Consider the following 6,201-nt stretch of genomic DNA (forward strand, 5'->3'; position numbering starts at 1 on the left):
GTCCGGAGGAGAGCCCGCGGTCCGTGTCGTACGTACAGGTCAGATACCGCAGTTGGGCGCGGACCAGGAACGGCTGGTGCGTCCGTCCACGTGGGTGTGGTCGTCGTGGCCGGGGTAGCCGGGGCCGAAGATGCCGCCGAAGCCGTGATAGCGGGCCCGCTGGGCCAGCGTGCACAACGACGGGCTGCCGGTCAGGTCGGCGGCATCACCGTACAGGTGCCGACTGTTCGAGGCGCCGCCCACCGCGCTGTTGCAGGCGTACGAGCGGAATCCGCTGGTCACGGTCAGCGGCACGTCACCCAGGGCGTGTCGCATGGCTTCCAGCTTCCACATCGTCTGCAGGGCGTTGGCCTTGGCCGTCGCGGCGCTGACCGCCCCACCGGACCAGTCGGAGTTGCACCTGTTCAGTTCGGCGTAGGTGAAGTGGATCGGGGTGCAGTCGGCGTCCTGCAGAGCGTAGATCTTGCTGAACGTCTGGGAACCCGCGATGCCGTCCGCGGACAGACCGTACGCCTGCTGGAATCGGGTCACCGCGGCCTTCGTGGCCGGGCCGAACGAGCCGTCGACGGCGATGACCTCGCCGTACGCCGCGTGTCCGGCCACGCGGATCTGAAGCTGCGTCACGTCGGAGCCCGACATGCCCTCGGACAGGGTGCGGCCCCAGGTGTAGCACTCGTCGGCTTGGGCGGGTCCGGCCGTGAACAGCATCCCACCCAGCGTTGCCACCATGACCATGACAAGCGAGAGGGTGAGTCGGATGGTGCGCCGAAGCATCGCGTCTCCGTCCTGAGTTCTGATTCCCCGTCGAGGGGCTGAGGCGAGTGTGATGCGTGTATGCGGTGCGTGTCCACACCGTCACCATCCGCCACAGGACCAGACCTTCGAAACGCCCCTTCCGCAGGCCGCCGGCCGCGGTGACGCCGACCGCACACCGGCCCAGATGCACGCCGGCCCGCAGAATCGGACACGGGTCCGGATCCAGCAGTCGGGTGAGTCCGGCGGTCCTTCTCGGAGGAGGGACCGCCGGAGCCGCTTGCCGTCAGGACGAGGCGACCTTGCGCACGATGCCGTTGCACAGCCACACGCGCACGGCCCCGCCTTCGGAGAGCCAGTAGTAGTCGTCGCGGCCGTCGCCGTTGATGTCGGCGACGCGGACCTCGTCGCGGGTCGCGCCGACCGCGGTCGTGATGGTGCCCTGCCAGTCCCAGCCGTCATCGGTGGGGAGTCCGGCTCGGGGTTCGTGCCTCCGCACGCGGCCGGATCGCCCGCCACGGGGGCGGCGAGCTTCGGCGAGTACAGGACGTGCCGGTCTTGGTGACCAGCTCGCGCAGCTGGTCCGGCCGCTCGGTATTCGGAGCGAAGTCCAGGGCCAGTACGAGGTCGCTGTCGCCGTCAGCGAGGGAACGCAGACCGCTGCCGTTCTCCGGGATCTCCTGCGGTGCGAAAGACGAGCCGAAGGATGCGCATCCGGCGTCGGCAGCGGCCGCCGGGCTCGCGGGTGCGACGACCCCTATCAGGGACGCCAGGAGAGCCCCGGACAGTACGGCCGATACCAGGCGGCCCAGCGTCAACGGACGTGTGTGTCCCGAGAGTCGAAAGATCCGTCTCGCTTGCCTCATGGGCGGCAAGCTATGCGCGGAACGATGCCCCGGGGCTATCGGCACATCACGTCACAGATCCGTAAGCACCGGCCCCCGTTGCTCCGCAGCCCGTTGCCCGTTGCCCGTCGACAGCACGCAGGACGATGTCCGATTGCCGCCAGCGGGACGCGCCCGCCACGGATCAGGCTGGAGACATGACGATGTCAGCCACCACGCACTCAGACTCCATGGCAGTCCTCACCGGCATGTATGCCGCCGAAGCGCAGTACCTCGCGGCGGGAGGTCCCGGCGAGGCTTCGTTCGAGCTGCTCGCGCCCTTCTTTGCCCCCGATGTCGAGCTGCATCAAGCAGACGCTCTGCCTTACGGCGGCACGTGGCGTGGGCACGAAGGCATGGCGCGGTTCTTCCGGGTGATGGGGCAGGTGTGGGAGACGTTCGACATGGTGGAACAGGAGTTTCTCGCCACCGGTGAGACGGCGGTGGTACTCACACAGGTCCGCGCCCGCGCTCGTGCGACGGGTCGGGAACTCAGCTTCCCGATCCTGCAGGCGATCACCGTCAAGGGCGGGCGGATCACCGAGGTCCGTCCGTTCTACTGGGACACGCGGGCCATCGTCGACGTCTGTGCCGAGCCAGGCCCGTCAAGTCCGCTTTCCCTGGGCTGACTTCGAGGAAGGGGCCCTAAACCGGGGATTCGTACGTGCGTGCTGTTGAATGGCGTCATGTGGATCACCGGTGCATTGGTCGGGGCACTCGTCTTCGTGCTTGTCGTGGTGGCGCCCGCGGTGGTGGGGCGACGGCTCCTGGGCATACGCGCGGGGGCCGTGCGGATCGCGACTGCGGGGATGTGCGGACTCGTGGTGTCCGGGGGACTGTTCGCGCCCCGGATGGAGGAATCGGGAGAGCTCGCGCCGCTGTTGTCCTTGATGATCGGGGTGGGGATGCTCACCTCGATGGTGGTCCTCGCTGCCCTGGACATCGTGGTGCCGATGGGCGCCGTACGGCCCTTCGGGTGGGCGCAGTCGCTGCGGCGGCGCTTCGCGCGGTCGCGACGGTACTCACAGGTGGTGCGCATCGCCGCCCGCCACGGGCTCGGGCCGTACCTGCGAGGGCGGAGGCGCGCGCCCGGGGTGCGGCACGAGTTGCTGGCCCGGGAGTTGCGGCAGGCGTTGCAGGCCGGTGGCACCACGTTCGTGAAGCTGGGGCAGCTGATGTCGACCCGGCGGGACCTGCTGCCCGAGGCGTACGTCGAGGAGCTCAGTCTGCTTCAGGACCAGGTGCCGCCCGCGCCCTGGGGCGACATCGATAGGCAGCTCCAGGAGAGCCTGGGAGCGCCGGTGCGTGACCTGTTCGCCTCCTTCGAGCGGGTCCCGCTGGCCGCAGCCTCCATCGCCCAGGTGCACACGGCCGTCCTGCATGACGGCACCGAGGTCATCGTCAAGGTGCAGCGACCCGGGATACCGGAGCTCGTGGAGCGCGACCTGGACATCATCGGGCGCCTGGCCGCCGCGCTGAGCGCGCGCACGGCCTGGGGGCGTGGCCTCGGCCTGAAGGAGTTGGCGCAGGGCTTCGCCGTAGCGCTCGGCGAGGAGCTCGACTTCCGCATCGAGGCGCGCAACATGACCGCGGTGCGTCGGGCCGCGGAGGCTCGCGGCGACTTCAGCGTCGCCTTGCCCCTTCTGCACGGCCAGTTCAGCACGGAGCGCGTTCTGGTGATGAGCCGGGTCGAGGGCACGTCGCTCGGCAAGGCGGCCCCGGACGACGAGCGACACGGCAGTCGGCTGGCCGAGACCCTGCTCACCGCGCTTCTCAACCAGATCATGCTGGACGGGGTCTTCCACGCCGATCCGCATCCCGGGAACATTCTGCTCCAGCCCGACGGCACGCCTGCCTTGCTCGACTTCGGATCCGTCGGACGGATCGACGCCGGACTGCGCGAGGCGATGGCCGGGCTCTTCCTCGCCGTCGACCGCGGCGATCCGCTCGCCCTGCGCGAGGCACTGCTGGAGATCACCGACCGTCCCGACGAGGTCGACGAGCAGCGGCTGCTCCGTGTGCTCGGACAGTTCAGCGCCCGCCATCTGGGGCACGGATCCGCGCCCGACGTGGAGATGTTCAGCGATCTGTTCCGGATCGTGGCCGACTTCCGGCTGGCGGTCCCGCCGGAGATCGCAGCCGTGTTCCGGGCCCTGGCCACCCTGGAGGGCTCACTGGTCCAGCTCTCTCCGGGGTTCAACATGCTGGAGGCGTCCCGTACGTATGCAACAGCCCGGCTCGGCGACCGGATGGGACCGCACGGTGCTCGCGATGCCGCCCGCGACGAGCTCGTCGCTCTGCTGCCCGTCCTGCGACGGCTGCCCCGCCGTCTCGACCGTCTCGGCGGTGCGCTTGAGGAGGGCCGGCTCGGGGTCAATGTACGGCTCTTCGCCGATCCCCGGGACCGGCGCGTCGTCGGCGAACTCGTCGGGCGGGTGGTGCACGCCGTCGTCGGGATCTTCCTCGGGTTTGCCGGCCTCCAACTCCTGGGAATGGACGGCGGGCCGCGCGTGAGCGAGAACCTGGAGCTGTATGGGCTCGCGGGAGGCAACCTCTTGGTACTGTCCGCCGCCATTGTCCTGCGTACCCTCTACGTGACGAGCCGGCCCATGGAATGAGCGGCGGTTCCTGCGCGGGGCTGGGCCGCCGACGGCTGCGCGGCGCCGCGTCGGCCTCGCTCGCGGCCATTCGCACTGGGCAGTGACGGAGCGGTGGACTCCTCCCATCTGTCCTCTCCCTCGGTCCAGGTCGGTGGACGCGGTGGTGTGCGCCTACGGGACGGGTGCCTCGTCAATGTCCAGGAGCGCTCCGCCGAAGGTCTCGGCGCGGTGCATCGGTGTCGTCCCTCGAAGTGACCGGGCCGAGCGGCACGGACTGGGCAACCACCCGGCCGACGGCCGTCCTCCGGCGTCGACCCCGCCAAGTGCGCGCATCGCACCGGCCGGGGGGACCGGACCGAGACCGTCGCCATCACCGAGCCCGGGACGGACAACGGCGCTGTCTCCGGGGTCACTCCCGACACGGCCTCACCGACCTCGCTGCGGCACTCCGACGTGGCCGAGGCCCTCAGGTGCCGAGCAGCTCCTCGCCGCCCCTTTCCAGGTCGAGGACCGCGTCGGTCGGGGGCGCTGCCGCGTTCACCGGCTCGTCGTACTGGGCGAACGAGATGCTGATCTCGGAACCGTGGGACGCTCCTTCCAAGGACCGGATGTAGGGCTTCCCCCGGGCAGCCACGTAGATGATCAGGCCCTCGTCCCCTTCGGGACCTCGCAGGGGGACGAGCCGCTCACCGGCACGGTCGACGACGGGCTGGCGCTGGACACCCGCTCCGTTCCGAGGAACGGTCGACAGTGCCTTGTCCAAGTCGCACTGGTCCTTCAACGCGGGGGAGACCGCGGGGAGCTTCAGGTACTTGCCGCGCGCCCGCGCCGTACGCTCGTCCGCACGGGCCGCGGCCGCGGGGCCTTGGCGAGCGGCTGCCGCGCGCATCTCCGCGAGCGCGGCATCGCTGTAGCGGATGTACGACACGCTCTCTCCCGCGATCCTGATGATCTCCCCGCGCTGCATCGGTCCCAGGTCGAACGTCCCCGTGCAGTTGCCGTCCCGGTCCGCGTGCACGGAGATCACGGACCGTCCACGGGGTGACCGGATCGTCATGGACAGGCGCAGCGCGTCCGTGTCGCGGAGCAGGTCGAACGCCGTCTGCGCCGTTCGCTCCCCAGAGGAAGCCGTGGGCCGGTCCTGTGCGGGCCGGCCGTCCTCCGCGGGTGCGGCGCCCTCAGGCCCGCATCCCGTCAGCAGCGCCAACGTCAGGCACAGTCCCGCCAGCCGCCTCCTGCTTCCCACACCGGCACTGCGCATGCTTCGCTCCTTTCTCATGGCTGGGACCGGATCACCGCGACGCAGCACAGCGCCGCGAGCGCCAGACCGGCCGCCGCCGGCCCCGCGAGGGCTGCCGCGGCGGAGGCGGGAAGGACGCGGTCGGTCGGCGGGACGGCACCCTCCGGGTCGAAGACCATCGTCAGCTGCTGGCCCGGGTGGGCGTCGGCGCCGCAGCTCCGCCATGCTTCGGTGGCGACCGGGGCGCCGTCGGGGAGACGTACGGAACACGAGTTCTTGACGTAGTTCCGTCCTTCGTAGCGGTGGACGTGGACCGCGGTCACCACCACCGTACGGCTCTCACCGCGCGCTGCCAGGACGGCCTGCGCGGTCTGGCCCGGTATCCACCAGGCGAGGACGCCACCGGACAGGGCGACCACAGCGACCAGGGCGCGTCCCGCGTTCGTCGCGAAGAGGTACACGGCGGAGGCCAGGGCGACGACCGCTCCGACCACCGTGCCGATCGTGCTGAAACCAGTCAGAACGCCCGTGGCCGCGGCTGCCCCGATCAGACCGGCCGTCACCACGCCCACGACGACGCCCTCCACCACCAGCCGAGCAGGTGGCCGTCCGGAGAAGTTCGCCGGGCCCCACAGGAATGCCCCGTCGTAGGACATGGTGCTCCATTCTTCGCTCAGGATCGTGCGGATGGGAACGCCGCCCGGGCGCGGGTGCCGGTCACGCC

6 protein-coding genes are annotated in these 6,201 nt (G+C 70.4%); 2 read left to right on the forward strand and 4 right to left on the reverse strand.

Translation table 11 applies throughout. From position 1 onward, the window contains the following. Positions 1-39: 39 nt before the first annotated feature. On the reverse strand, positions 40-774 hold the full coding sequence (locus ACWGN5_RS36620; RefSeq protein ID WP_453522724.1) for a D-Ala-D-Ala carboxypeptidase family metallohydrolase: 735 nt from the start codon (positions 772-774) through the stop codon (positions 40-42). A 265-nt stretch (positions 775-1,039) separates the two neighbouring features. Next, positions 1,040-1,252 carry a hypothetical protein gene (locus ACWGN5_RS36625; RefSeq protein ID WP_453522725.1) on the reverse strand — a complete coding sequence of 71 codons (213 nt, stop codon included), beginning with the start codon at positions 1,250-1,252 and terminating at the stop codon, positions 1,040-1,042. 543 nt (positions 1,253-1,795) lie between these two features. On the opposite strand from ACWGN5_RS36625, the gene ACWGN5_RS36630 reads away from it, so the two are divergent. Together ACWGN5_RS36630 and ACWGN5_RS36635 are read left to right on the forward strand one after the other, a co-directional pair. Beyond that, positions 1,796-2,266 carry a nuclear transport factor 2 family protein gene (locus ACWGN5_RS36630; protein WP_453522726.1) on the forward strand — a complete coding sequence of 157 codons (471 nt, stop codon included), beginning with the start codon at positions 1,796-1,798 and terminating at the stop codon, positions 2,264-2,266. A gap of 57 nt (positions 2,267-2,323) precedes the next feature. Next, positions 2,324-4,255 carry an ABC1 kinase family protein gene (locus tag ACWGN5_RS36635; RefSeq protein WP_453522727.1) on the forward strand — a complete coding sequence of 644 codons (1,932 nt, stop codon included), beginning with the start codon at positions 2,324-2,326 and terminating at the stop codon, positions 4,253-4,255. Positions 4,256-4,703: 448 nt separating this feature from the next. Here ACWGN5_RS36635 and ACWGN5_RS36640 read toward each other — a convergent pair whose 3' ends face one another. Further along, entirely contained in the window at positions 4,704-5,498 is a 795-nt protein-coding gene (locus ACWGN5_RS36640; RefSeq protein ID WP_453522728.1) for a hypothetical protein, read from the reverse strand. 14 nt (positions 5,499-5,512) lie between these two features. After that, positions 5,513-6,201: hypothetical protein (locus ACWGN5_RS36645; protein ID WP_453522729.1), on the reverse strand; the 689-nt coding region annotated here is incomplete at its 5' end.

This window comes from Streptomyces sp. NPDC055815, assembly GCF_053616475.1.